Annotated in this window: 26 protein-coding genes and 1 pseudogene; 10 read left to right on the top strand and 17 right to left on the bottom strand. The window is 70.3% G+C overall.

Going from position 1 to position 25354, the window contains the following annotated elements:
- The first annotated feature begins 46 nt into the window (after window positions 1-46).
- Entirely contained in the window at window positions 47-571 is a 525-nt protein-coding gene (locus tag MTF69_RS38335; protein ID WP_243341268.1) for a GNAT family N-acetyltransferase, read from the top strand.
- Window positions 572-619: 48 nt separating this feature from the next.
- On the opposite strand, the gene MTF69_RS38340 is transcribed toward MTF69_RS38335, so the two are convergent.
- Entirely contained in the window at window positions 620-2149 is a 1530-nt protein-coding gene (locus MTF69_RS38340) for a fatty acyl-CoA synthetase (RefSeq protein WP_243341270.1), read from the bottom strand.
- 190 nt (window positions 2150-2339) lie between these two features.
- On the opposite strand from MTF69_RS38340, the pseudogene MTF69_RS38345 reads away from it, so the two are divergent.
- Window positions 2340-2630, top strand: a pseudogene (locus MTF69_RS38345) (penicillin acylase family protein); the annotation flags it as partial.
- A 59-nt stretch (window positions 2631-2689) separates the two neighbouring features.
- Here the strand turns inward: MTF69_RS38345 and MTF69_RS38350 are convergent.
- The 11 genes from MTF69_RS38350 to MTF69_RS38400 all read right to left on the bottom strand — a co-directional run bounded on the left by MTF69_RS38350 (window position 2690) and on the right by MTF69_RS38400 (window position 15580).
- Window positions 2690-3520, bottom strand: coding sequence for a sugar phosphate isomerase/epimerase (locus MTF69_RS38350; protein WP_243341273.1), 831 nt, complete (start codon window positions 3518-3520; stop codon window positions 2690-2692).
- On the bottom strand, window positions 3517-4665 hold the full coding sequence (locus MTF69_RS38355) for a dihydrodipicolinate synthase family protein (RefSeq protein WP_243341276.1): 1149 nt from the start codon (window positions 4663-4665) through the stop codon (window positions 3517-3519). Before MTF69_RS38355 ends, MTF69_RS38350 begins: the two co-directional genes overlap by 4 nt.
- On the bottom strand, window positions 4665-5816 hold the full coding sequence (locus MTF69_RS38360; RefSeq protein WP_243341278.1) for a Gfo/Idh/MocA family protein: 1152 nt from the start codon (window positions 5814-5816) through the stop codon (window positions 4665-4667). Before MTF69_RS38360 ends, MTF69_RS38355 begins: the two co-directional genes overlap by 1 nt.
- Window positions 5817-5993: 177 nt before the next feature.
- Window positions 5994-6926, bottom strand: coding sequence for an ROK family protein (locus tag MTF69_RS38365; RefSeq protein WP_243341279.1), 933 nt, complete (start codon window positions 6924-6926; stop codon window positions 5994-5996).
- 121 nt (window positions 6927-7047) lie between these two features.
- Window positions 7048-7899, bottom strand: a complete 852-nt coding sequence (locus MTF69_RS38370; protein ID WP_243341282.1) for a heparin lyase I family protein — start codon at window positions 7897-7899, stop codon at window positions 7048-7050.
- A gap of 3 nt (window positions 7900-7902) precedes the next feature.
- Complete coding sequence (locus MTF69_RS38375) at window positions 7903-9927, bottom strand: PQQ-binding-like beta-propeller repeat protein (RefSeq protein WP_243341284.1); 2025 nt, start codon at window positions 9925-9927, stop codon at window positions 7903-7905.
- Between the two features lie 120 nt (window positions 9928-10047).
- The gene (locus MTF69_RS38380) at window positions 10048-11067 is read right to left on the bottom strand and encodes a hydroxyacid dehydrogenase (RefSeq protein WP_243341286.1); all 1020 of its coding nucleotides are present in this window, start codon (window positions 11065-11067) and stop codon (window positions 10048-10050) included.
- 24 nt (window positions 11068-11091) lie between these two features.
- A complete protein-coding gene (locus MTF69_RS38385) occupies window positions 11092-11988 on the bottom strand; it encodes a carbohydrate ABC transporter permease (RefSeq protein WP_243341287.1) in 897 nt (298 codons plus the stop codon).
- A 62-nt stretch (window positions 11989-12050) separates the two neighbouring features.
- Window positions 12051-12947, bottom strand: coding sequence for a carbohydrate ABC transporter permease (locus MTF69_RS38390; RefSeq protein ID WP_243341288.1), 897 nt, complete (start codon window positions 12945-12947; stop codon window positions 12051-12053).
- Window positions 12948-13046: 99 nt separating this feature from the next.
- Entirely contained in the window at window positions 13047-14357 is a 1311-nt protein-coding gene (locus MTF69_RS38395) for an ABC transporter substrate-binding protein (protein ID WP_243341289.1), read from the bottom strand.
- A 134-nt stretch (window positions 14358-14491) separates the two neighbouring features.
- On the bottom strand, window positions 14492-15580 hold the full coding sequence (locus MTF69_RS38400; protein ID WP_243341290.1) for a LacI family DNA-binding transcriptional regulator: 1089 nt from the start codon (window positions 15578-15580) through the stop codon (window positions 14492-14494).
- Between the two features lie 310 nt (window positions 15581-15890).
- On the opposite strand from MTF69_RS38400, the gene MTF69_RS38405 reads away from it, so the two are divergent.
- Entirely contained in the window at window positions 15891-16592 is a 702-nt protein-coding gene (locus tag MTF69_RS38405) for a ThuA domain-containing protein (RefSeq protein WP_243341291.1), read from the top strand.
- A gap of 257 nt (window positions 16593-16849) precedes the next feature.
- Here MTF69_RS38405 and MTF69_RS38410 read toward each other — a convergent pair whose 3' ends face one another.
- On the bottom strand, window positions 16850-17164 hold the full coding sequence (locus MTF69_RS38410) for a hypothetical protein (RefSeq protein ID WP_243341293.1): 315 nt from the start codon (window positions 17162-17164) through the stop codon (window positions 16850-16852).
- Between the two features lie 81 nt (window positions 17165-17245).
- Between MTF69_RS38410 and MTF69_RS38415 the strand changes: the two genes are divergently transcribed.
- Window positions 17246-18457: an NADH:flavin oxidoreductase gene (locus MTF69_RS38415; RefSeq protein WP_243341294.1), complete on the top strand. Its 1212-nt coding sequence runs from the start codon at window positions 17246-17248 to the stop codon at window positions 18455-18457.
- A gap of 91 nt (window positions 18458-18548) precedes the next feature.
- Here the strand turns inward: MTF69_RS38415 and MTF69_RS38420 are convergent, their stop codons facing one another.
- From MTF69_RS38420 to MTF69_RS38435, 4 genes are all read right to left on the bottom strand, one after another.
- The gene (locus MTF69_RS38420) at window positions 18549-19400 is read right to left on the bottom strand and encodes a carbohydrate-binding protein (protein ID WP_243341296.1); all 852 of its coding nucleotides are present in this window, start codon (window positions 19398-19400) and stop codon (window positions 18549-18551) included.
- 143 nt (window positions 19401-19543) lie between these two features.
- Window positions 19544-20461 (bottom strand): helix-turn-helix domain-containing protein, encoded by a 918-nt coding sequence (locus MTF69_RS38425; protein ID WP_243341298.1) that lies wholly within the window; start codon window positions 20459-20461, stop codon window positions 19544-19546.
- Between the two features lie 66 nt (window positions 20462-20527).
- Window positions 20528-20977 carry an SRPBCC family protein gene (locus tag MTF69_RS38430; RefSeq protein ID WP_243341300.1) on the bottom strand — a complete coding sequence of 150 codons (450 nt, stop codon included), beginning with the start codon at window positions 20975-20977 and terminating at the stop codon, window positions 20528-20530.
- Window positions 20978-20991: 14 nt separating this feature from the next.
- Window positions 20992-21414 carry an SRPBCC domain-containing protein gene (locus MTF69_RS38435; protein ID WP_243341302.1) on the bottom strand — a complete coding sequence of 141 codons (423 nt, stop codon included), beginning with the start codon at window positions 21412-21414 and terminating at the stop codon, window positions 20992-20994.
- Window positions 21415-21528: 114 nt separating this feature from the next.
- Between MTF69_RS38435 and MTF69_RS38440 the strand changes: the two genes are divergently transcribed.
- From MTF69_RS38440 to MTF69_RS38465, 6 genes are all read left to right on the top strand, one after another.
- Entirely contained in the window at window positions 21529-21852 is a 324-nt protein-coding gene (locus MTF69_RS38440) for a helix-turn-helix transcriptional regulator (RefSeq protein WP_243341304.1), read from the top strand.
- Window positions 21849-22286, top strand: a complete 438-nt coding sequence (locus MTF69_RS38445) for an SRPBCC domain-containing protein (protein ID WP_243341305.1) — start codon at window positions 21849-21851, stop codon at window positions 22284-22286. The genes MTF69_RS38440 and MTF69_RS38445 overlap by 4 nt, the downstream gene beginning before the upstream one ends.
- Before the next feature lie 121 nt (window positions 22287-22407).
- Window positions 22408-22896, top strand: a complete 489-nt coding sequence (locus MTF69_RS38450) for a hypothetical protein (protein ID WP_243341307.1) — start codon at window positions 22408-22410, stop codon at window positions 22894-22896.
- Window positions 22893-23762, top strand: a complete 870-nt coding sequence (locus tag MTF69_RS38455) for a Crp/Fnr family transcriptional regulator (RefSeq protein WP_243341308.1) — start codon at window positions 22893-22895, stop codon at window positions 23760-23762. Before MTF69_RS38450 ends, MTF69_RS38455 begins: the two co-directional genes overlap by 4 nt.
- A 92-nt stretch (window positions 23763-23854) precedes the next feature.
- Entirely contained in the window at window positions 23855-24445 is a 591-nt protein-coding gene (locus tag MTF69_RS38460; protein WP_243341310.1) for a redoxin domain-containing protein, read from the top strand.
- 6 nt (window positions 24446-24451) lie between these two features.
- Complete coding sequence (locus MTF69_RS38465; protein ID WP_243341312.1) at window positions 24452-25342, top strand: cytochrome c biogenesis CcdA family protein; 891 nt, start codon at window positions 24452-24454, stop codon at window positions 25340-25342.
- The last annotated feature ends 12 nt before the right edge of the window (window positions 25343-25354 follow it).

Consider the following 25354-nt stretch of genomic DNA (forward strand, 5'->3'; position numbering starts at 1 on the left):
TCGTGTTCGCAAAACGATCACGAGATGGACCAGAGGTGTGGTGGGCATGGCGCTCGGAGAACTGGTGAAACTGCGGGCGATGGGCCCCGAGGACGCCGAGGCCCTGTGGCGCTGGAACCACGACCCCGAGGTCATGCGGTGGATGGACGACCAGTACGCCCAGCCGGTGGAGCGCGTCCGCACGTGGCTGACCGACCGCCCCCGCAACTCCTACGGTGACCTGCTCCTCGGCATCGAGGCGCTCGCCGACGGCACGCTCATCGGGCTGGTCACCCTGCACGACGCGGAACCGGAGAAAGGCATCGCGCAGCTCGACATCTACCTGGGCGAGAAGGCGTACTGGGGCCGCGGCTACGCCACCGACGCGGTGCGCACGATATGCCGCTACGGGTTCGAGGACATGCGCCTGCACAAGGTGACGCTGACCGTGGTCACCGAGAACCATGCCGCGCGCAAGGCCTACGAGAAGGTCGGCTTCGTCGAGGAAGGCCGCCTGCGCCAGGTCTTCCGCCGCGACGGCCGCTGGTACGACCAGTTCACCATGGGGCTGCTCGCGGACGAACTCCGCTGACGCCGACCGCCCCGACGCCGACGCCGACCGCCCCGACCCCGCCCGCGCTCAGGCCGGGGGCGAGAAGCGGTCGCGCAGGGTGCGCTTGAGGATCTTGCCGCTCGCGTTGCGGGGCAGGGCGTCCACGAAGAGGATCCGCTTCGGGGCCTTGAAGTGGGCCAGCTTCTCGCGGGCATAGGCCAGGAGCTCCGCCTCCGTGACCCCGTCGCGCGGGACCACCACCGCCGTGACGGCCTCGATCCACCGTTCGTCCGGCAGGCCGACCACCGCCGCCTCGGCCACGCCCGGGTGGGTGTACAGCACGTCCTCGACCTGCCGTGAGGCGACCAGTACCCCGCCCGAGTTGATGACGTCCTTCACCCGGTCCACGACCGTGAAGTACCCCTCCGGGTCACGGACCGCCAGGTCGCCGGAGCGGAACCAGCCGTCCCGGAAGGCCTTCTTCGTCGCTTCCGCGTCGTTCCAGTAGCCCAGGCAGAGCTGCGGGGAGCGGTAGACCACCTCGCCCGCCGTGCCGTCCGGCACCTCGGCCCCGTCCTCGTCGACGACCCGCGCCTCCACGTGGTGGACCGGCCGCCCGCACGAGTCCATCCGCCCCTCGTGCTCCTCGGGCCGCAGCACCGTGGCCAGCGGGCCGATCTCGCTCTGGCCGAAGCAGTTGTAGAAGCCGAGTCCGGGCAGCCGGGCGCGCAGCCGTTCCAGGACCGGCACCGGCATGATCGAGGCCCCGTAGTACGCCTTGCGCAGGGCGGACAGGTCACGGACGGCGAAGTCGGCGAAGTCCGGATGGTTGGCCAGCCCGATCCACACCGTCGGCGGCGCGAACAGGCTGTCCGCCTCCCCCGCCTCCACCAGGTCGAAGATCTCCTCCGCGACCGGCGCGTCCACGATCGTGTTCCGCGCGCCCACCGCCAGGTACGGCAGCAGGAAGACGTGCATCTGCGCCGAGTGGTACAGCGGCAGGGAGTGCACCGGCAGATCGCCCTCCGCCAGGTCCAGGGCCGCGATCGCGCTCTCGTACTCGTGGCAGAGCGCCTCGTGCGTCATCATCGCCCCCTTCGGCAGGGCGGTGGTCCCGGAGGTGTACAACAGCTGCGCCAGCCGGGACGGGTCGCCGGAGCGGGCGAAGGCCTCGGGCCCGGCGGGCTCCGCAGAGGCCTGCGCGCCGGCCAGGAAGGAGCCGGGTGCGTCGCGCAGCGGGCGTACGGCGAGTCCCCCGGGGACCCGCCCGGCCAGTTCCGGGTCGGCGAGGACGAGCGCGCTCCCGGAGTTCTCCAGGATGTACGCGAGGTCCTCCCCGGTGAGGTTCTGGTTGACGGGGACGTGCGTGAGCCCGGCGCGGGCGCAGGCGAGGAAGGCGAGGAGGTAGGCGTCGGAGTTGTGCCCGAAGGTCGCGACCCGGTCCCCCTCGGCCAGCCCGTAGCGCCCGCGCAGCACGGCCGCGCCCGTGGAGACGGCCGCGTCGAGTTCCGCGTAGGTCCAGGTCCGCTCGCGGTAGCGGACCGCGATCCGGTCCGGGACGCGTCGCGCGCTGTCGTGGAGCAGTCCGTCGACCGTGTTCTTCCGCACCGGGATCATGGTGGGATCCTCGTCTGCGCGTACGGCCGGGGTCAATGACCCGGCGCCGCGGATGCCCGACCGGAAACATCGGGGGATACCAAACGGCATGTTGACATGACGTCAGGTGGCCTGCATGAGTGTGGGGGCACACCAGCACCACCCATCCGCACCGGCGATCGCGCCCGTCCGCAGGCTACTTGGGAGGTATGTGCGCCTGCTCCACGGACGCCGTCGCGCCCGCCCGCTCCTCCGTCGTGTCGCCGTCACCGCCGCCGCACTGCTGGCCGCCGCGTCGGCGATACCCGAGGCCGCCGCCCGGGACCAGGGCTCCGGCCCGTCCGGCGGCGGCCCGTCCGCCGTCATCCGGTACACCGAGAACGGGATCCCGCACATCCTGGCCCGTGACTACGCCCACCTCGGGTTCGGCACCGGCTGGGCGCAGGCCGCCGACCAGGTGTGCGTGCTCGCCGAGCCTCACGTCGTGGTCGCCCACGAGCGTCATACGGGTCTTCACTTCCAGACCATTGGATCCCATGGATGATTCCTGTTCTTCGACCCTCAGGGGCCGGCCACATGGGCCAAGTGGCGTTCGGCCACGGTCTTGAGGGTCTGCTCGCCCGGGGTGTCCCAGATCTGCTCGTTGAAGATCTCGACCTCGATCCAGCCGGTGTAACCAGCGGCGGCGACCTGATCGGTCAGGGGGCGGAAGTCGATGTGGCCGTCGCCGACGTGGCCCCGACCCAGCAAGGCGTCCGCGGGCAGCGGCAGGGTCCAGTCGCAGACCTGGTAGGAGGCGATCCGCGGTCCGGCACGCTCGATCTGGCGCGGCAGGTCCGGGTCCCACCAGACGTGGTAGCTGTCGACGACGACGCCCACCTGCTCCACGGGGTGGGGCTCGGCGAGGTCCAGTGCCTGGCCCAGGGTGGACACGACCGCCCGGTCCGCGCAGAACATGGGGTGCAGGGGTTCGATCGCCATACGGACCCCCGCGTCACCGGCATGCGGCGCGAGTTCAGCGATCAGGTCGGCTACCCGGGCGCGGGCGCCGACCAGGTCGCGTGACCCCTCGGGCAGGCCGCCGACCACCATCACGAGCGTGTCGGTGCCGAGTTCGGCGGCCTCCTCCAGGGCGCGGAAGTTGTCTACCAGGGCCGCTCGGTGCGCGTCGGGCCCGTCGACGGTGAGGAAGCCGCCGCGGCACAGGCTGCTGACGGCGAGGCCGGCGTCGCGCACGATTTTCGCCGCCTCTGCGCGTCCCGTTTCGGCGACCTTGTCCCGCCACAGGCCGATCGCCGGGATGCCGGCGTCCACGCAGCCCTGGACGGCCTCGGGAAGGCTCCACCGCTTGGTGGTGATCTGGTTCAGCGACAGGCGTTCCAGGCCGCTCATGCGTCCACCCCCGCAAGGTGGAGGAACCGGCGCATTCGGTGGGCGGCCAGCTCCGGGTCGGGAAGGACGCCGGCCGCGTCGGCGAGCCGGAACAGCTCGGTCAGGTGAGGGACGGAACGTCCGCTCTGGGCACCGGCCACCATGGTGAAGTGACTCTGGTGGCCGGACAGCCAGGCGACGAAGACCACGCCCGTCTTGTAGTGGTAGGTGGGTGCGGCGAACAGGTGACGGGCCAGCGGCAGGGTGGGCTCCATCAGCGCGTCGTACCGCGCGGTGTCGCCCGCGTCCAGGGCGCGCAGCGCGGCGGCCGCGACCGCCGCAATGGGGTCGAAGATGCCCAGCAGTGCGTTACTGTGACCGGCCTCGTCGCCGCGGATCAGGTCCGGATAGTTGAAGTCGTCGCCCGTGTACAGGCGTACTCCCTCCGGTAGCGCACGCCGTAGCGCGATCTCCCGGTCGGCGTCCAGGAGGGACACCTTGATGCCGTCGATTCGCGGTGCGTTCTCCCGGATCAGGTCGAGCACCGTGTTCGTCGCGTCGTCGAGGTCGGTGTGGCCCCAGTATCCGGCCAGGGCCGGATCGAACATCTCTCCCAGCCAGTGCAGGATCACCGGCTGCCCGGCGGCGTCGATGACCTCGCCGTACACCTGGAGGTAGTCCTCGGGACCCTTGGCCACCGCGGCCATTGCGCGGCTCGCCATCAGGATCGGCCGTGCCCCGGCGTCCTCGACCACGGCCAGCTGTTCCCGGTAAGCGCCGATGATGTCGTGCAGTGTGGGGTCGGCCAAGGCGAGCTGGTCCGTGCCGACGCCGCAGGCCAGACGGCCGCCGACGGCGCGGGCCTCGGCTCCGGACCGGGTGATGAGTTCACGGGTGGCGGGCCAGTCGAGGCCCATGCCGCGCTGGGCGGTGTCCATGGCGTCGGCAACGCCCAGGCCGAGGGACCACAGGTGCCGGCGGAAAGCGAGCGTGGTGTCCCAGTCGACGGCCGCCGGTGCTCCCGGGCCGTTCTCCCTCAGAGGGTCGGCGACCACGTGGGCGGCGGCGTACACGATCCGGGAGGTGATCGGGCCGTTGGGCACGTCGAGGGCGGCGGGGGTGCGGAGGCGGTGTGGGCCATCCGGAAGACGCAGTTCGAGTGACATCAGATCTCCAGTGCGGGGACGTCGAGGCGGCGGCCTTCGCGGGCGGAGCGCAGGCCGAGTTCGGCGAGCTGGACGCCCTTGGCGCCCTCCAGCAGGTCCCAGTGGTACTCGGAGCCGGTCACGACGTGCTTGAGGAAGAGCTCCCACTGGATCTTGAATCCGTTGTCGAACTCGCTGTTGTCCGGGACCTGCTGCCACTGGTCGCGGAACGACTCGGTCACCGGCAGGTCCGGGTTCCACACCGGCTTGGGCGTCAGGGAGCGGTGCTGGACACGGCAGTTGCGCAGACCGGCCACGGCGCTGCCCTCGGTGCCGTCCACCTGGAACTCGACCAGTTCGTCCCGGTCGACGCGTACGGCCCATGAGGAGTTGATCTGGGCCGTGATGCCGCCCTCCAGCTCGAAGACGCCGTAGGCGGCGTCGTCCGCGGTCGCCGGGTAGGTCCGGCCCTGCTCGTCGACCCGCGCGGGGATGTGGGTCGCGGTGTGCGCGTACACGGTGCGGACCTCGCCGAACAGGCCGTCGAGCACGTAGCGCCAGTGCGGGAACATGTCGAGGATCATGCCGCCGCCGTCCTCGGCCCGGTAGTTCCAGGACGGCCGCTGGGCGGCCTGCCAGTCGCCCTCGAAGACCCAGTAGCCGAATTCGCCCCGCACGGAGAGGATGCGACCGAAGAAGCCGCTGTCGATGAGCCGCTTGAGCTTCAGCAGGCCGGGCAGGAACAGCTTGTCCTGCACCGCGCCGTTGCAGACGCCTGCCTCGCGTGCCAGCCGGGCCAGTTCCAGTGCGGCGTCGAGGGATTCGGCGGTCGGCTTCTCGGTGTAGATGTGCTTGCCTGCCGCGATCGCGGTCCGGATCGCCGTCTCCCGCGCCGGGGTGACCTGGGCGTCGAAGTAGATCTCGGCGAGGGGATGGGCCAGGGCCTCGTTCAGGTTCGTGGTCCAGTGCTCCAGGCCGTGCCGGTCGGCCAGTTCCTTCAGCTTGCGGTCGCTGCGGCCGACGAGGATCGGTTCGGGCCAGATGACGGTGCCGTCGTCCAGGGGCAGACCGCCCTGTTCGCGGATGGCCAGGACGGAGCGGACCAGGTGCTGGCGGTAGCCCATGCGGCCGGTGACGCCGTTCATCACGATGCCTATGACTTTGCGCGTCATTCTCGTATCTCCCTCTGGTGTGATGTGCAACTGAGTGCAGAAAGCGCTTGCTATTCGGTATGCGGAAGCTCCCGCCTCTGTGCGTGAGGTCGGGGGTCCGCAGTGAGGTAGGGCCGGCTCGAACCGGTCGGGCCCCTGTGTCGGGTCAGCCGGCTTCCGCGACGCGGGGCCCGGCCGTCAGACGGTTACCGCTGCGGCGAGCAGGTCCCGGGCGAGCAGCCCCGCGCCCAGGCACCCGGCGGCGTCCCCGAGGCCCGCCGGGAGGATCGCGGGCAGCCTCTGGAACGTCACACGTTCCGCCACTGCCGCGCGCAGGGGTGTGAACAAGGTGTCGCCGGCCTCGGCCAGGCCGCCGCCGATGATCAGCGTGCGGGGGTCCAGGACCGTGAGTGCGGTGACCAGCCCGTCTGCGAGCGCGTCGACCGCCGCCTGCCACACCCCGGTCGCTGCCTCGTCGCCCGCCTCGACGGCCTTGGCGCAGCCGGCCGCGTCGGCGGCGGGGTCGCCGCTCACGGTGGCCCAGGCCCGCGTGACCGCGGCGGCGGAGGCCAGGGCCTCCAGGCAGCCGCGCCCGCCGCAACCGCACACGGGGCCGCCGGGGCGTACGACGATGTGGCCGATCTCGCCCGCGCAGCCATGGGCACCGGACTCGATGCCGTCGTCGATGCCGATGGCACCGGCGATACCGGTGCCGAGCGACACGAACAGGAACCGGCCGGTCCCCCGGCCCGCCCCCAAGCGGCCCTCAGCGAGGCCACCGGTGCGGACGTCGTGCCCGAGCGCGATGGGAATCCCGCCGAGCCTGCCGCTCAGCAGCTCCCGCAGCGGGACGTCACGCCACCCGAGGTTCGCGGCGTAGACGGCGATACCGCCTTCGGAGTCGACGATGCCGGGCACGGCGACGCCCGCGGCGTCCGCGGTCGTGCCGAACTGCCTCTGCCCGTGCGTACGCAGCTCCTCCGCGAAGCCGAGGATCGCCTCCACGACGGCGGCGGGCCCGCGCTCGCGCCGGGTGGCCCGCCGTGCCTCGTACAGCACTGCCCCGTCCAGCCCGACCAGAGCTGCTTTCATTTCGGTGCCGCCCACATCGAGGGCGATGACATGTCTCACGGAAACACTCTCGCTGCTGGCTTTCGGTACCTTCGGGCCACTGGTGGTATCTCTTGCCGCGTCGTACCACGGCTGTGCGGGGCGAGGACTTCCTCGCAGGGAGGAGCCCCGCCCCGCGGGCTCATCCCTGGGAGAGATCCAGGACGCGGATGTCGTCGTGGTAGACGACGCGCGTCGGCACGTCTCCCTTCGCGAGCGTCTGGTCGGGCCGGTAGAGGCCCCACTTGAGATAGCCGAACTCCGCCGGGTTCACGGGGTGGAAGGTCTTCACGTTCTCGTACGTCTGCCGAAGCGTGTAATCCGATTCGCCTGGCATCTTGGTGGAGACCTTGTAGTAGCCGGTGCTGTCGTCAGTCCAGCTCACGTCCACGCGGAAGTGCATCCACTGACCGATGTGCGGGCGGAAGTCATCGACCACGGTGGACTGGAGGTTGAGGGTCGGCGACCGGAAGGCAATGCTGTTTCGCTTGGTCATGAGGTAGAAGGACGGAAGGTTCCCGCCGGCGTGCTTCCCCTGGAAGATGATGTCGCCGGTTGCCGATTCCCCGGACTCCCACGTCTCCCAGTCCTTCAGCAGGACGCTGAACTCGTACCGCTGCTCGTCGCCCACCACGAACTTCCCCTCGTGGACATCGTTCGTGGCGCTCTCGCTGCGCGGGGCCCCATCGGACACGTAACCGGGGTCACCCAGGGTCACCTTGTGGGCGACGGCGTGGTCGGCCCCCGAGTCGACGAGGTACGACGCGTCGGCCGCGGTCGCATGCGTCGTGGTCAGGTGCGGAATGCCGGAATTCAGCTGGCCGTTCGCGTATTCGATGTCCAGCAGGGTCGAGGAGATACCAGGGCTGCTGCACGAGCCCTCCGAAGCCCGGCTCATGCTCTCCTGACCTGCCTGCGCGGTGGCCACGCCTGCGAGGCTGAGTGCCCCCGCCGCCGCCACTGCGATGACGGACCGCCTCGTTGACTTCTTCATGGGTCAGCTCACCGGCCTGTCTTCGATACGGACGAGGTTGTGGCCGCGCATCGTGTAGAGCAGGCCGCGGCTGTCGGCGTTGACGTGCGGGCCGCTGTACCAGGCGCCGTTGATCTCGGCGACGACGGTGCTGGCGGCGAACGTCTTGGGGTGGAAGCGGAAGAGCGTGGTGTCGGAGACGCCGTAGACGATGCCTCGGCTGGTGACCATGGCCGCGAAGCCGGGGCAGAGGGCGCGGTGGTCGGCGGTGTGGATCACCCGGCGGATCGGGACGTCGACGACGAAGAACCCGCCCTTCCGCGTGAGTCCGTACAGGTGCTTGCCGTGCACGGCCAGCGCGGCTACTCCCGTGGTCAGGGACGCGGGGAGGTCGAGGCGCCACAGCTCCTTCCCGGCGACCGGGTCGAAGGCAACGATCGTGCAGCGCGGTCCCTGCGTGGTGGGGTTGTCGCCGCCGAGGTACGCGACTCCCTCACGGGTGGTGACCGCACGCACCAGCTGGATGTCGTCGACCGGGTTGGTGTAGACGGCCTTCTTGCCGGTTTTCGTGGAGTAGGTCCAGAGCGAGCCGCCGCCCTCGGTGTCGGACTGCGCGCCGACCAGCAGGAGCTCGTTGACGGGGTCGTAGCAGACGTCGAGCGGACGGTTCTGTTCGCTCGGGAACGCCGCGAGCTGGTGGGGCTGCTCGTCGCGCGTGGGGTCGTACGTCCACATGCCCTGCGAGCTGTACTGGCCGGTGTAGAGCACCCCGTTCAGTACCTCGGCGTCCTTCGCCTCGCCGGGCGCCCGGAGGTTGAGCACCTTGCTGTTGCGCAAGTCGTGGCGTGCGATGCCGTTGTTGCCGCCGACGTAGACGTACCGGTGGTCGGCGGCGATCCCCATAGTGGTCTGCGGACTGACGGGTGCGCCCGCCTGGCCGAGATCGGTGAGGGCGGACGTACCGGCGGCCACGTCGATCTCGGCAACGAAGCCGTAGCCCGAGACGACGGTCAGCTTGCCTTGGGCATGGTCCAGTCCCCAGATCTCGCCGAGGTCGCCGTCGAACTTTACGGGGGCGACAGCCTTGGTCGCCGTCGAGTAGGAGTGCAGACCGGAATCGGTGGCGAAGTAGATCAGGTCACCGTTCGCCGTCAGGTTCTTGACGACTTTCCCGCTGGTGGGCGTCACGGTGTACGAGGAGAGGTCGGCCAGGTCCATCACGGCGAGCTTGGCCGGCTCGGTCGATCCTGAGGTGCTGACGACGAGGCGGTCGCCGAAGACGGCGAGGTCGCGGAGGCTGGGGTCCTTCTCCATCTCCGTCGGCGTGACGTTGCTGAACGTGCCCGCCGCCCGGTCGTACGCGTACAGCGACGCCTTGCTCGCCCCGTCCCCGCCGACCAGGACACTGCCGGCTCCGAAGAATACGGTCGTGTCCGTGGCGGCGACGGCCCTGGCCAGGGTGGCCTTCGGGTCGGGTATGCCGAGCTTGCTCACCGCGCCGGTGGCCGGATCGTACATCCACAGCGCGGGCGCCTTCCCCGGCACGCCGCCCACGGCGTACACGGTGCCGTCGGGGGCGACGGCGAGATCGCGGATGTCGCGGTCCTCGGTCCGGCCGATAGCCACGGCAGGCTTGTCCGGGGTGGACAGGTCCCAGCGGAACAGGTTCGGCTTGCCCTCGTCCGCCTTGACCAGGACGCCCGCGTACAGGTACCGGCCAGTGGAGTCCGCGGCGAGCGCCTGAATCGAGTGTCCCGTGCCGAGTACGGTCTGCGCGCTCACCTTGCGGGTCGGCACGTCGAAGGCGATCACCTGCGTCGGGGAGAGGTTACGAGACCCGATGTAGACGGTGTCGCCGACCTGGATCGCGCTCATGAGCGCGAACTGCTCGATCCCGGGGCCGAGATCGGTAATGCGCGTACAGGGTCCGCCGGTCGTGGCCTTGGCCTGGGCCGGTTCGGTGAGCAGCGGGCCCGCGGCCGCGGCGAGCCCAAGGGCACCGCCTGCCATGAGCAGCTGACGCCTGCCCATCGAAGAAGAGCCTTGCATGGGGGGGACTCCTTTGTTCGTTGTGCGGGGACACAGAGCGGGGAGGAGCAAGAGCCGTGATGGGGAGCTCACGGCAGGAACCGGCCGGCCCCGGGTCGGGGGAACTCCGGGGCCGGCCGCTCAGGCCGACGTCGCGAGGGCCGCGTGGTGCACGGCGTGGGCGAACGGTTCTCCGGAGCAGTAGCGCTGGACCTCGTCGAGGGCGCTGCTGGTGATCCGGTGGAGTTCGCCGCCGAGCGAGCCGGCGATATGGGGGGTGAGGAGGACGTTGGGCAGGGAGTAGAGCGGTGAGGTGGAGGGGAGCACCTCCGGTTCGGTGACGTCGATGACCGCGCGGAGGCGGCCGGTCACGGCTTCGGCGGTGAGGGCGTCGGTCTCGACGAGGGACCCGCGTGCCGTGTTGATCAGCGTGGCGCCGTCACGCATCTGTGACAGCCTGTGCGCGTCCAGCAGATGGTGGGTCTCCGGCAGGGCCGGCGCGTGCAGCGAGACGACGTCCGAGTCGGCGACGAGTTCGTCGAGGCCGACGTGCCGGGCACCCAGCTCCGCGGCCTGCGCGGCGTCGACGTGGGGGTCGGCGAGGAGCAGGTCGAGGTCGTAGGGCCGCAGCAGTTCGAGGACCTTGCGGCCTACGAGGGACGCGCCGACCAGACCCACGGTCCGGCGGTAGTTGCCGAACCCGGGGAAGTGCTGGGACCAGTCGAGGGCGGCACGGTGGTCGCGGTAGAGGCCTCCGATGTCCAGGACCCGCTTGTTGGCGAAGAGGATCGCGGCGACCGTGTACTCGGCGACAGGCACGGCGTTGGCGGCGGCTGCCGAGGAGACCACCAGTCCGCGGTCCCAACACGCCTGTGTCACATGGTGTTTGACGCTGCCCGCTGCGTGGACGATCGCCTTCAGCGCCGGTGCCCGTGCCAGGACCTCCTCGTCGAGGACGGGGCATCCCCAGGAGGTGATCAGGATCTCCACGTCCTCCAGGGCCGGTTCCCCGGTGAGGTCCTCGGCGACGTGGTCCGGGTCGATGTCGACGTACGCCGTCAGACGCTGGATCGCGGAGGGCGGGAACATCGCGTCCCGGTGGCGACGGCCCATGGCGAACAGGGCGCGGGGGCGAGTGGTCGCGGTCGGGTTCGAGTGCATGGGTGAATTCCTCACGGTGGCGGCCTACTTGACGGCGCCGGCGGTCATGCCGGACTTCCAGAACCGCTGCAGCATCAGGAAGATGGCGATCAGCGGGGCCACAGCCACCAGGGAGCCGACGACGGCCAGCAGGTAGTCCTCGGGATGACCCTGGGTCAGGGCGGACGAGTACCACACGTAGAGCCCGAGGTTGACCGGGTACAGGTCCTGGTCGGAGAGCATCACCAGGGGCAGGAAGAAGCTGTTCCAGATCTGGGTGAACTGGAAGAGGAAGATGGTCACGAAACCGGGCGCGATCATCGGGAACGCGATGCGGCAGAAGGTGCGGAACTCGCCGGCCCCGTCCATCCGCGCCGCTTCCAGAACCTCGTCCGGCACGTAGGAGGCGCTGAAGACCCGTGCCAGGTACACGCCGAAGGGGAAGACGAGGCCGGGGATGAACACGCCCCAGAACGTGTTGACCAGTCCGACCTTGGCGGCGAGGAGGTACAGCGGTATCGCCATCGCCGTGCCGGGCACCATCACGCCGAGCAGTACGAGCGAGAACACGCGCTCCTTGCCGGGGAACGAGAGCTTGTCGAATGCGTAGCCGGCGGCGACGCTGAAGATCGATGCCAGGAGGGCTCCCACACCGGCGTACAGCACCGTGTTGATGAGCCAGCGCACGTACACGCCGTCGTCGGCCGCGAACAGGTGGCTCAGGTTGTCGGCGAGGTGGATCTCGTCTCCGAGCGCGAACCCGTTCGTGCCGAAGAGGTCCTCGCGGCTCTTGGTGGAGGACAGGAGCAGCCAGGTCAGCGGCAGCAGGGTATAGAGCGTGGCGAGGCCGAGGAGGGCGGTGACGCCTGCCTTGGAGAGCAGGACCGACGGCGACTTCGGGGCGCGCCGTTGCCGGCGGGGGCGCGGGGCTGGACCGGTCACGGGCGTCGTCTCTGGGGTCTTCTCGGGCGCGGGGGCTGCGGGGGGAAGAGTGGAGGAGGAGGTCACGGCTTGCTCCCGCGGCGTGAGATACGGGTGACGGCGAACGACAGCACGGCGGCGAACAGTGCGATCAGCAGCGAAGCGGCTGCCGCCAGGCCGAAGTCGTTGTTCTGGAAGGCGGCCGTCTGGACGTACATGTTGGGGGTGAAGCTGCTGCCGATCGCGCTGGAGGCGTTGTAGATGACCTTCGGCTCGGTGAAGAGCTGGATCGAACCGATGACGGTGAACAAGATGGCGAGGGCCACCGCGGGGTAGATCATCGGGACCTTGATGGACAGCGCCGTCCGCACGGCGCCGGCGCCGTCGATCTTCGCCGCCTCCAGGGTCTCGCGGGGCACGGCCTGCAGGGCGGCGTAGAAGATGACCATGTTGTAGCCCATCCACTCCCAAACGGCGATGTTGGCCGCGGAGAACACGGCGTTGTCGACCGACAGGAAGTTGATGTCGATGCCGCCGGATTCAAGGAAGTCGATCACCGGGCTCAGGCCGGGTGTGTAGAGGTACACCCAGATCAGAGCGGCGATCAGTCCCGGCACCGCGTGCGGAAGGAACAGCGCCAGCTGGAAGAAGGACCGCGCCTTGGCCAGACCCGAGTCGAGCAGCAGGGCCAGGACCAGCGCACCGCCGATCATCACGGGGATGTAGACCGCGCAGTACACGGCGATGACGAGGAATCCGTCGCGGAAGGCCTCGTCGGACAGGGCTCGGGCGTAGTTCCCCAACCCGGTGAAGACGTTTTCGGTGCCGCCGAACCCAAGGCCGGAGGTGCGGGTGGTGAACAGGCTCAGCCACGCCGCGTAGAACAGCGGGGCGAGGGTGACGGCCGCGAACAGGCCGAGGAACGGGGTGAGGAGCAGCGCGGCGGTCCGGCGCTGGCCTCGGGCGGATGGGCTTGCCATACCGGCCTTCCTTGGGTGGGGCGGGGGAGAGCGTGTGCGGGAGGGAGCCGGGGGGCGGCCCGCCGAGCGGGCGGGGCCGACCCTCCGGGCTGCGGGGTCCTACGGGGCGGTGACCTTCAGGCCGCGCTGTTCCATCTGCGTGATCGTGGCCTTCTCGGCGGTGGAGAGGACATCGGGCAGGGTCACCGAGCCGTCGGCGACCTTCGGGAGCTGGTCCACGATGGCCGTGTTGGTGGCGCCCATGACCGGGCCCCACGTCCAGCCGGGCCGGATGGCGTCGTAGGACTGCGACATGACGCCGTAGATGTCCTGCCCGCCGAAGTAGTCCGTCTTGAAGGCCGCCTTCGTGACCGGCACGAGACTCGGATCCGCGGGGAACATGCTGCTGGTTCCGGACGACACCCAGGCCTTCATGCCCTCGGGGTCAGTGGTGATCCACTTGATGAACTCGGCGGCGGCCCCGCTGTTGTCGGAACCCTTCGGGATCGCGAAGGACGAACCTCCGAACATGCCCGAGGCCGGCGCTCCGTCCCACGTCGGGACGGGGGCTACGGCCCACTTGCCCTTCTGGTCGGGGACGGTCGCCTGGAGGGCTCCGGCGCACCAGCTGGCGCAGACGTAGGCGACGGTCTCGCCCTTCTGGACGCTCGTCCAGAACGGGTCCAGCTGGCTCAGCGAGTGGACAAGGCCCTTGCGGGCGAGGTCGCCCCAGTAGGCGGCGACCTTCTTGGACGGGTCGTCGTCGATGGTGACCTTCCAGGAATCCTGCTCGGTCGAGAACCACTTACCGCCGGCCTGCCAGGAGAGCGCCTCCAGGACCCCGGGATTGTCGGTGTACATGACACCACCGCGGGCGGCCGGGTCGGCCTTCTTCACCTGCTCGGTCATGTTCCGGTAGGCGTCCCACGTCGTGGGAACGTCGATCTTGTGCTGGTCGAAGAAGTCCTTGCGGTACATCATCATCAAGGGCGCCGCGTCACGCGGGACGGCCCAGGTTTTGCCGCCGAGGTTGACCAGCTGCCGCGCCGCCTCGGGGAACCCGGCCTTCACCTCCGCACCGAGGAGGCCGCTCAGGTCTTCGACCTTCCCCTGGGCCGCGAACTCCGGCAGGTGCGGGTACTCGACCACCGCGACGTCCGGCACCGTGCCGGCCTTCACGGCGTTGGTGAGCTTGGAGTAGTACTCCTGGCCCGACGGAACCGTCTCGAAGGTCACCTTGATGTCGGGGTGGCTGGCATTGAAGGCCGCGGCCACCTTGTCGGAACCCTTGAGGAAGGACCAGAAGGTGACCTCTCCGGTCTTCTTCGCCGCAGGGGAAGCCCCCTGGTCCGTCCCCCCACCGCAGGCGGTGGCGAGCAGGGCGAGAGCTGTGACGGAGCCGGCCAGAACGGCCGTGGATCTGCGAAGCATGATGTGCACCGATCGTTCACGGGGGCGTTGACCGGAATCATTCGCCAGTAAGTGCGCTTCGTCAATGCCTCGAGCTTCATTCGATGAAAAACGAAAGCAAGTGATGCGATCCGATGCCGTCTCACACCCCCGCTCTACGGTGCCTCGCCCTGGGCGGGGAAGGCCCCACTGGAGTCCCGTACCCGCAGCTCCGGGCGGAGCAGCAGCTCAACCAGGGGCGCGGCCGGATCGGCGATGCGCCGCCGCATCAGATCGACCGCCCACGCCCCCACGGCCCGCTTGGGCGGTGCCACGGCAGTGAGCGGCACATCGCTCAGCTCGGCGACCTCGTCGTCGTACGTCACGATGGCCAGATCCTCCGGAACACGCAGGTCGCGCGCCTGAAGGAGGCCCACCAGGGTGACGGCATCGAGATCGTTGTGGACCAGGGCGGCCCGCACGTCACCTGCCTCGACCGCCCGCACGAGCTCCTCGAACCACTCGGTCGACGCCGATCCGCCGGTCGGATCGATGCGGTATTCCGGGCCTTGCGTCAGCCCGAGCGCCTGGCAGGCCGCCGCATAACCCTCGCGGATCAAAGGCGTGTTGGGGCTCTCCGCCCTGGCGACCAGGGCGATCCGTTCATGCCCCAGCCCGGCGAGGTGCCGGACCGCCAGGCCCGCGCCATGGGCGTGGTCGGACGCGACCTGTTCCAGCCGCCCGGCCTGCGCGCCGGCCCGACGGTCCACGAGAACGACCGGTATGTCGAGGCCGGCCAGCCACTGCTCGGTCCCTGCGGGCTCAAGCCCGGCGCGCGGCATCAAGAGCAGACCGTCGACGCCCGCCGCGACGAGCCGTCGTACCTGCTCCCGGTTGTCCGTCAGCGTCTCACCGGAAACGGCGAGCACGATGCGCACTCCGTGCGTGCGCGCCGCGTCCTGCACTCCTCGGATGATCTCGGGGTAGTAGTAGTTCCCGGGCGGAACGATCAGGCCGAAGGCATCCCCCCGCCGCATCGCGGGCCCGGGAGTGGCGGGTCCGGCCGAGTCGGCCGCCTGAGCCGCGGTCAGCGACATGGCACCTCCGTGCACACGGACGACCAGCCCCCGGCCTGCCAGGTCCCGGACGTCCTGGCGCACGGTGACGGCGGAGACCCCGATCTCTTCCGCCACCTCTTTCACCTTGATCGATCCCCGACGCTCCAGAATGCGCAGAAGCGCCTCACGCCGCTCTTCAGCCAGCACTCACGTGCCCCTCTCATCGCAAGCGAAGCCATTTGCTTTCACTCGACAAGTGAAAGGTACCAACGAAGCCATGGCACGTGCCGGACCTGGCATGGACATCCGCCGAACCGTCCTGCCCGGCGATCGGCGATCAGCCGGAGTGTCCGCGGGCAGTGGCAGGTGCGCTGAGCCGAATCGCGGGGCGACACACCAGGGGCGGTGGCGGTCGGGCTCGCCGTCGACGGACCACTTGCGGGCGGGACCGGCTTGCGGCCTGGGAGTTTCGGTGGATACGGTCGATAGAAAGCGCTTACTACGAGGAGTTCACCGCGTGCCGACCTCCGACGTCCTGATCTACACCCGTACCGCGGGCTACCGCCACCACTCCATCCCGGCGGGTGCCGCCGCGTTCGTCGGGATGGCTCAGGAGAGCGGTTTCGGGGCGGAGGCGACGGACGATCCGGAGGTGTTCACGCACGAGCGGCTCGAGCGGTGCGCGGCCGTGGTGCTGCTGTCCACCACCGGGCCCGTCCTCACCGACCAGGCCCGCGCAGCCCTGGAGACCTACGTACGAGCCGGCGGCGGGTTTCTCGCCGTGCACGCCGCGGCCAATGCCGAGCCCGACTGGCCCTTCTACGGCGAACTGCTCGGCACCCGCTTCGCGGGCCATCCGCCGCTCCAGCCCGGCCTGGTCCACGTGGAGGACCCCGCGCATCCGGCGACCGCACACCTTCCGACGGAGTGGGCCTGGACCGACGAATGGTACGACTTCACCTCGCACCCACGCGACGCGGGCGTCCGCGTCCTGCTGCGCGCCGACGAGTCCACGTACACCGGCGGCACGCACGGCACGGACCACCCGCTGTCCTGGTGCCACGAGAAGGCCGGCGGCCGGTTCTTCTTCACAGCGCTCGGCCACACACCGGAGTCGTACGCGGCCCCCGCCTTCCGCGCACACCTCTCCGGCGCCCTCCACTGGGCCACGGGCCGCCACGCTGCGCGACCTGATGTTGTCCCAACCCACTCGACCTGACCCCGCCGCAGCAGGTCACCCAGACCCCGACAACCGGCTGCTCGGGTGGGATAGACGCCCCCCAGGACGTTCGAACGGGACCCGGAAGCGGGGTCGAGGCTTCGCCCGGGGCTCACGGAACCGATTCTGCTGTTGCTCGTTGGTGGGTCGGGATGCACATCCGGCCCCGGGTCTCCGAGCCCCCGTGGGGCGGTTCCCGGGTTCCGGCACCTGGTACGTCCTGTCCTCTCCGGTCCTGACCGCCAGGGGGATGGGCCTCACCGCGAGCGGCGGTGGCAGTGCCAGGTGCCGGGCCATTCCGCCGCTGTCGGGGGCGATGGTGGAGTTGACCGCGGTGAGGGAGACGGTGGGGATGCCGGCTGGGTGAAGGTGCCGTAGTCGGTGGAGAGGTAGTGCACCTCGTCGCTCTCGGTTGGGACGTGGTGGCGGGCGAGCAAGGCCGTCAGCAGCCGGGACGGGTCCGCCGAGCCATCGGGCGGCGTGGGGAGGTGTTGCATCTGCGCGAGTGCGTCGCGGACTGCTTCCGGTTTGGCGGCCAGGCCTGTGCCGTGCACCCCCGTCGTCGCTTCCAAGTTGCCTGGACGCGTGGTACCCAGGGCCGTCGCGGTCCACCGCCCCGGTGCCGGGCCGGGGGTACGCGCAAATGGGAGGGCATGATGCCGGACGAGGCGGCAACACCACCGGGGCCGGATGTCCTTGCCCCGGCCCGGCTGGGACCGCTGCGCCTGCGCAACCGGGTCATCAAGGCCGCGACGTTCGAAGGGCGCACCCCGGACGGCCTGGTGACCGACGAACTGATCGAGTTCCACCGGCGAGTGGCCGCCGGCGGAGTCGGCATGACCACCGTGGCCTACTGCGCCGTGTCCCCCGAAGGCCGCACGGAGCGACGCCAGCTGCATCTGCGGCCCCAGGCGCTCCCCGGGTTGCGCAAGCTGACCGGCGTCGTGCATGACGCGGGCGCGGCCGCCTGCGCCCAGCTGGGGCATGCCGGCCCGGTGGCCGACGCCTCTTCCAACGGCGTTGCGGCCCTCGGGCCGGGCCGCTTCTTCAACCCGCTCGGCATGCGGCGCACCCGGGCGGCCACCGCCGCCGACCTGGACCGCGTCACCCGGGCACATGCGACGGCGGCCCGCCTTGCCGTGGACGCCGGCTTCGACGCGGTGGAGATCCACCTCGGCCACAACTACCTGGCCAGCTCCTTCCTCAGCCCTCGCCTCAACCGTCGTACCGACACCTACGGCGGCAGCCTGGAGAACCGGGCCCGCCTCGCCCGCGACATCGCCCGCGCGGTGAGGGAGGAGGTCGGCACCGAGATCGCGGTCACGGCGACACTCGGCATGAAGGACGGTGTCCCCGGCGGCCTGGACCTGGACGACAGCATCCAGGTCGCCCGCTGGCTGCAGCAGGACGGTTCGGTCGACGCTCTGCAGCTCACCGCCGGCAGTTCGCTGCTCAACCCCATGTACCTCTTCCGCGGCAACGCCCCGGTCCGTGACTTCGCCGCAGCCTTCCCGCCGCCGCTGCGCTGGGGCATCCGGCTGACGGGCCACCGGTTCCTGCACGACTACCCGTACGGGGAGGCCTACCTCCTGGAGTACGCCCGGCGCTTTCGTGCCGAACTGGACCTGCCGCTCATCCTGCTCGGCGGCATCACCCGGCGGGAGACCATGGACCTCGCGATGGCCGAGGGCTTCGCGTTCGTGGCCATGGCCCGGGCGCTGCTCAGCGACCCCGACCTGGTCCGGCGCATCGCCGCGGACTCCGCGGCGGCCTCGCGCTGCTTCCACTGCAACCGCTGCATGCCCACCATCTACTCGGGTACGCGGTGCCCCGAGTTCGATGGACACGCCCCGTCGGCGCCGTAAGGTACGACAAGGGTGACGCCCTGCGCAACGAGGTGAGCGTGCTGGTCGCAGCCATCAACGAGTGGCTGCGACCAGCACTTTCATGGAGGACCTAGACGCGCTGCCAGAGTGCCGGGACGCTCGGGGGTTCCCAGCCGGTGATGGCGGCGTGAGCCTGAATGCAGCGGTACGAGGAGCCGCCGTAGGCAGCGACGTCGCCGGCCCGGTAGGACGTGCCGGCGGCCCAGGTCCCGGTCGACGGGGGCGTGGTGGACGGGGGCGTGGTAGGCGGGGGCGTCGGAGTCTGGGGGACGTCCAGCACGAAGTCGTACGTGCCCTCACGGGCCGGACCGGCCTGGCGGACGGTCATCAGGAGACGGGCGTCGAAGATGGTGTCGGTGCTGTTGCGCGGCTCGTTGGGGAAGTACAGCTGGGTGGTGACCACCCGGCGCCCGGGGGCCTGCAGCTTGACGTGGATGTGCCGGGTTCGGCCCGGGTAGAGGCCGGGCACGATGGTGGTGAGGCTGAACGCGCCCTGGGCGTTGCTGAACTGGTGCCCGCGGAAGGTGTAGCCGGTGTTGTCGTAGGCGCCGTTGACATCGGCCTGCCAGAAGTCGAGGAGCACGCCGGATATCGGCAGGCAGGCCCGGCCGAAGACGTATCCGGTGACGGTGAGGCGGGTGCCCGGGGTGCTGCTCGTGATCAGCGAGGTGCGCAGGGGGGAGTTGGGCTTGAAGTAGGGTCCCTCGGTCTGCTCCACGGTCGGCTCATCGCCGTCGTCGCAGTCAGGGGTCAGGGCCAGGGCGTTGCCCGCTGCCACCCGGTCGCGGGCCAGCGCCACGCCACCGCCGAACAGCAGTGGGGCAGCACTGAGCGAGACGGCCGCGCGCAGGATGGACGTGCGGCTGATCCGGCCGTCGTGGCCGGTGGGAGGTGCTCCGGAAGGGTCTTCGGTCGCGGACATGCGCCGACTCCTTGCGTGTGGGGGGAGGGAGGTTCGGCCCTTGCCACGATGGGGGGGGCCGGCCGTGAAGGCACGGCGAGCCATGGCAAGGACCCGGGCCGGTATCTCGCCCCGGGGTGCGGGGCGGACCGCCTGCGGCCACCTTATGGGCCCTCCGGGGCGACATCGATGGACTCGATCCGGGGATCGTGGTGATTTCCACCGGTCGCGGTCCGGAACGCCCCGGGGGCCATCCCGGTCTCCCTCCGGAAGAACCGGGAGAAGTACGCAGGGTCGCCGATGCCGACCTCCACCGCCACTTGACGCACGGTCAACTGTGTTCCGCGCAGCAGGCGTTTGGCCTCCAGGGTCTGCTGCTGGCGGATCAACTCGCCGGGAGTCCGGCCGGTGGCATGCCGCACCAGAGTCTGCAAGTGACCCTGGGATAGCCCGAGTTCCTGTGCGTACGAGCCGACAGATCGCCGGGTGCCGCCGGGCAGGCCGATCAGCCGGGTGAAGTCGGCGGCCAGCTCCGCGGCCCTGCCGCGGGCTGCCACGGCCCGGCCCGGTGCGCAGGCCCGCAGCGCGCGGAGGATCAGGATGTGCAGGCTGGCGCGCAGCACCCCCGGGTATCCCGCCTGGAGCTCCCGGTACTCGCGCCCCATCTCGGCCAGCAGTGCGGCGATCGGCCCGGCCTGGTCGCCGGGTGCGTGCCCGGGCCGGGTGGCCAGCGTGCGCAGCGCGGCCGCGTCCTGCGGGTGGGAGAGCAGGAAGTCCTCGTTGAAGAGCACCACATGGCCGACGAGTCCCTCCGCATCGGCCCACCGGTGCACCTGGCCGGGGGTGACGACGCACAATTCCGGCGGCTCCACCGACTTGTGGACCAAGTCCAGGACGTGGGCACCGCGGCCGCCGGTGACGTAGACGATCTCGTAGAAGGTGTGCCGGTGCGGGAAGGCCGCCCGGGAGAGCGTGCCGATGGTGTCGAAGGTGCCGATGGCGAAGGGCAGCAGGTGCGGCAGGGGGACCTCTAAGCGGTGCAGCGGGAGGTCGAGGAGGCGGGTGTTCTGTGGCTCGTCCATGGCAGCAGTCTGTAACCACACTCCCTACAGGTCCAGACCAATCACGGGCAATCCAGGCCTCCCTGCTCAGACCGCGCTCCGCAGGCGGAGCTCCAGGTCGCGCAGGTCCTTGGCGAGCGAGGAGTGGACCTTTCTGGCCATCAGGGGCGCGGCCAGGCGGTAGTAGCCTCCCCCGCCGCCCCGGACCCGGATGCGGGCGAGCGTCCCGTCCGGGTGCGGCACGAAGGTGTAGGTGACGTGCATCGGCATCGGGCCGGCGACCGACACCATGTCCAGCAGGTGCTCCGGGTCGTGCCGGGCCACGCGCAGCACGTAGTCGATGCGTTTGCCGAGGAAGTACGCGGTACGGGTGACCTCGGCGCCGACGCCGAAGCCGCCGCCGTCCGCTTCCCGGGTCAGTGCCGCCTCACGGATACCCTGCGTCCATTCGGCGTCGTGGCGCCAGTCCATGGCGTACGCCGCCACCTCGGCGGGCGGGAGCGGGATGATCCGTTCCGCCGTCACGTCGATCGTCATGGGCGGGCCGCCGTTCAGAGGGTGAAGAAGGGCTGCGGGGTGCCCGTCTCGACGTACTGCTTCAGCCGGGTCATCAGCTGCCCCCAGGTGCCGGCGCTGTGGGCGAGGGCGGGGTCGTCCTCCGCGAAGCCGGTGTGGCGGAAGTCCACCCGGGTGCCGGCTCCGTCGGGGGTGCCGGTGAGCTGCCAGGTGATGACGGTGCCCGTCCAGTGGGGCGGGAAGGCGCCGACGGAGGTCCACGCGACCTCTTCCTGGTCCGCGCGGTCCCGGCGGAGCTGGAAGGGCTCGGGGATCTGCGGGAAGTCGAAGAAGAGGATCTCGTCCTTGCGGTTCACCCCGGTGGTCCACCAGCCGGTGAGGCCCTCGTGGGTGTCCAGCGCCTCGTAGACCTTCGTACGGTCGGCGTCGATGTCGGTCTGGAAGGTGATCTCGGACATGGGTGCTGCTCCTGTTGCGAGTGGGGGGTGGCGCTCGGTGCGCCGTCGCTTTAGCCCAGACTAAAATGACTCCGGTCTCGATCGCAAGCTGAAGCGGCGACTAAAATGACAACCATGGATGCGGTACGAGCGGTCGCCGAGCCCAGACGGCGCGAGATCCTGCGCCTGGTCTGGGACGCGGAGCTGTCGGCGGGCGAGATCGCCGAGCGGTTCGACGTCACCTTCGGCGCGGTCTCCCAGCACCTCAAGGTGCTGCGGGACTGCGGGCTGGTTACGCTGCGCCAGGACGGCAAGAAGCGTTTCTACCGCGCCGACCGCGAGGGCATGGGCCCGCTGGCCGACTACCTGCAGTCCATGTGGGCCACCAAGCTCGACACCCTCGCCGCACTCGCCGAGGCTGCCGAGCGGCGTGAGAAGTCCGAAGGGACCGTGCAGTGAACACAGACGTAGTCACGCTGGAGCGGCACATCGCCGCCCGCCCCGAGACGGTGTTCTCCTTCTTCACCGAACGCGACAAGTGGCTCGCCTGGATGGGCAAGGACGGCGAGTTCACCTTCGAGCCCGGCGGCTCCTACCGGACCAACGTCAGTGGCGACAACGTCGCCGAGGGGCAGTTCGTCGAGATCGACCCACCCAAGCGGATCGTCTTCACCTGGGGCTGGGCCGAGGGAGGGATGCCCGTACCCTCCGGCTCCTCCACCGTGGAGATCACCCTCGAACCGGCCGGCGAAGGCACCCTCCTGCGCCTGGCCCACCGCGGCCTGCCCTCCCCCGAGGCCTGCGCCGCCCACGCGGAGGGCTGGACCCACTACATCCGCCGCCTCGTGGTCTGGTCGGAAGGCGGCGACCCGGGCCCCGACGACTGGATGTGAGCCGTGGCCCGCCGCCGGCTACCGGTGCGTACGTAAGCGCGCTCACATACGGGCAGCCGCACCGCCTCCTATCGTCGGCCTCACAAGCCGGACGCAGGAGCAGCAGGAGGAGGCGGTCACCATGGCCACCACGTTGCAGGTCTCCCCGGGCACGGCCGTCATCCCGGTCCACGCGGCCTGGGGTGCCGCGGCCGGTCTGGTCGGCGGCGTCGGGATGGGCATCTGGATGTCGGTGTCCCGTCCCATGATGGACACGGCGATGATCACGATGGTCGCCGGGCTCCTCGGCAGCACCAACGCCTTCGCGGGCTGGCTCATCCACCTGTCCATCGCACTCTTCGTCGGCATCACCTTCGGCGCACTGCTCGGGCGGTTCGCCCGGAGCCCCGTACCCGCCGCCGTCCTGGGCCTCGCCTACGGCGCGGTGTGGTGGACCCTGGGCGCCCTGTGGATCATGCCGGCCAACATGGGCATGCCGATCTTCGACTGGAACGACGTCAGCGCCTCCAGCCTCGGTGCACACCTCGTCTACGGGCTACTGGCCGGGCTGGCCTTCGCCGCGATCTCCCGTACGGCGGGCGGGCAGCGCAGCGGTACGGCCCGAGGATGAAGCCCGCACCGCCCGTGCCGCGCCGCCTCCCCGACCGCAGTGGCCCGGTGCCCTACTGTCTGGCCGACAGCGCGTACGCGCTGGGCAGCCCGGCGTGGGGCGCCGCACCCCCGCCCTGGGCGCCAGGACGACGCGAGGGGACACACGCGATGGCCGGAAACGACGAGGCGGACGACGCGGACCGGACCTGGTGCCTGGCCGAGGTCGACATCTTCCGCGACCTCTCCGAGCAGGAGATGGCCGCCATCGCCACCGCGGCCCCCATGAAGTCGTACGTCGCGGGCCAGATCCTCTACGCCCCGACCCAGCCCAGCGAAGTCCTGTTCATCCTCAAACAGGGCCGGGTCCGTATCTTCCGGGTCTCCGCCGACGGCCGGGCCCTCACCACCGCCATCATCACCCCGGGCACGATCTTCGGGGAGATGGTGCTGCTGGGACAGCACATGTACGACAGTTGCGCCGAGGCCCTCGACGACGTCACGGTGTGCGTGATGAGCCGGGCCGACGTGCGCCGGCTGCTGCTGACCGACGCGCGCATCGCGGCCCGCATCACGGAGATCCTCGGCCGCCGCCTGGCCGACCTGGAACAACGTCTGTCCGACAGCGTGTTCAAGAGCGTGGCCCAGCGAATCGCGACCACCCTGACGATACTGGCGGGTGCCCAGCCCCCGGCGAGCCCGCTGCGCCCCGGCGGCCGACACCCCCAGATCGCGCTCACCCACGAGCAGCTCGCCGCGCTCGCCGGCACCTCGCGCGAGACCTGCACCAAGGTGCTGCACGAGTATGTCGACCAAGGCCTGCTCCGACTCGCCCGTGGCCGCGTGACCGTCCTCGACACAGAACGGCTGCGCGACGCGGCGGGCTGACGTCACCAAACCGTAAGGCCATCACCGCCCACCCGGCGCGAAGACAGTCCTACAGTCACTCTCGGCCCCGTCCCGAACACACAGGAGTCGACATGCGCCCCCGCACCCTCGCCCCGGCCATACTCGCCGCCGCCCTGCTCGCCGCCACCGGGTGCGCCGCGGACGAAGGCCCGGCCGCGGGCACCGGCGCAGACGCAGCGCCGTCGACCGCATCAGCGCCCGCACAGTCGCCCGCGCCTTCGGACCCGGGCAAGTCCGGCGCCGCCGGTGCCCAGGTCCCCGCCGTACTGGACTTCACCGCCACCACCGTGGACGGCAATCCGTTCGACGCCACGGCGCTCGCGGGCAAGCCCACCGTGCTGTGGTTCTGGGCCCCCTGGTGCCCCAAGTGCAAGGCCCAGGCCGCCGAGACCGCGAAGGTCGCCGCCGACTACACCGGCAAGGCCAACGTCGTCGGCGTCGCCGGCCTGGACAAGAACACCGCGATGAAGGACTTCGTCACCGACACCAAGACCGGCGGCTTCCCTCAGCTGTCCGATGAGAAGGGCGAGGTCTGGAAGCGGTTCAAGGTCACCGAGCAGAGCCGCTACGTCATCCTCGACAAGGACGGCAAGACCGTCTTCGAAGGCGTCCTGCCCGCAGGCAAGGGGCTGGCCGAGAAGGTCGCCGGGCTGACCGGCTGAGCGACCATGTCCGACCTGCCCCTCGCCCTCGCGCTCACCGCGGGGATCCTCGCGGCCGTCAACCCGTGCGGCTTCGCCCTGCTTCCCGCCTACCTGTCCCTGCTCGTCCTCGGCGACGACTCCCCCACGCGTACGGTCGCCATCGGCCGCGCCCTGACCGCCACCGCCTCCATCACCATCGGCTTCGCCGCCCTCTTCGGCATATTCGGCCTGGCGATCCAGCCCGTGGCGGGCCAAGTCCAGGAACACCTGCCCTGGTTCACCATCGCCTTCGGCATCCTCATGGCCGCCGCCGGCCTCTGGCTTCTGCTGGGCCGCCAACTGCCCACCCTGGCACCGAGACTCCGCCGGGCCCCCGCCCTCACCCGGTCGATCCCCTCCATGGCACTGTTCGGAACGGCCTACGCCATCGCCTCCCTGGGCTGCACCATCGCGCCTTTCCTCGCCATCGTGATCTCCGCCTTCCGCAGCGGATCCCACGCCGAGGGCGTCCTCCTCTTCGCCGCGTACGCCCTCGGCATGGGCCTGATCGTCGGCATCGCGTCCCTGACCGTCGCCCTCACCCGCACCACCGCCGTCCCCCACCTGCGCCGCGCCGGCGCCCTCGCGCCCCGCATCGGCGGCGGACTGCTCCTGGCCGTCGGCGGGTACGTCGCGTACTACGGCTCGTACGAGATCCGCATCCAGCGCGACCCCGCCACCCAGGACCCGGTCATCGACGCCGCCGGAGCCCTCCAACGGACCCTCGCCGACCTGCTCGACTCCATCGGACCAGTGACCCTGGCCGCTCTGTTCGCAGCCCTGCTGATCGGCGCCGCGCTGTCGAGGATCAGAGGGCGGCGCGGGAGCACGGTGTCGCGAGCGGCCACTCGACGTCGACGTCGAGCGCCTCGTTGACGTAGTCGGTCC

The organism is Streptomyces sp. AP-93, assembly GCF_022808175.1.
In the GTDB taxonomy this organism is placed as follows: Bacteria; Actinomycetota; Actinomycetes; order Streptomycetales; family Streptomycetaceae; genus Streptomyces.